The following is a 319-nucleotide window of genomic DNA, read 5'->3' on the forward strand; positions in this document are numbered from 1 at the left end:
TGGCGCGCTTCGTCCTGCAACAGCCGGCGCAGGTGTTCGCGGCCGGTCTCTTGCTGGCGCTGGGTGGCGCGCAGGGTTTGCAGCTGGTTTTCCAGGGACTCGAGTGTGGCTTCGCGCTCTTCGCGCTCGGCGGTCAGGTTGACGATTTCCTGGCCACGGGCCAATACGCCGCTTTCCGCTTCGCTGGCGCGCCGTACCCGCAAAAAGTGCCGGCCGACCCAAAAGCCATCACGGCTGATCAGGCTTTGCCCGGCGGCCAACTGGCCGCGCTGGGCCAGGGCCTGCTCAAGGCTGTCGACCGGCTTGACCTGGCCGAGCC

At 68.0% G+C, this 319-nt stretch carries 1 protein-coding gene; it reads right to left on the reverse strand.

The genetic code is table 11. From position 1 onward, the window contains the following. Positions 1–319 (reverse strand): hypothetical protein (locus HX846_RS38760; RefSeq protein WP_178967646.1); only part of this gene is annotated, 319 nt, incomplete at both ends.

The organism is Pseudomonas sp. K5002 (assembly GCF_013386655.1).
Classification (GTDB): Bacteria; Pseudomonadota; Gammaproteobacteria; order Pseudomonadales; family Pseudomonadaceae; genus Aquipseudomonas.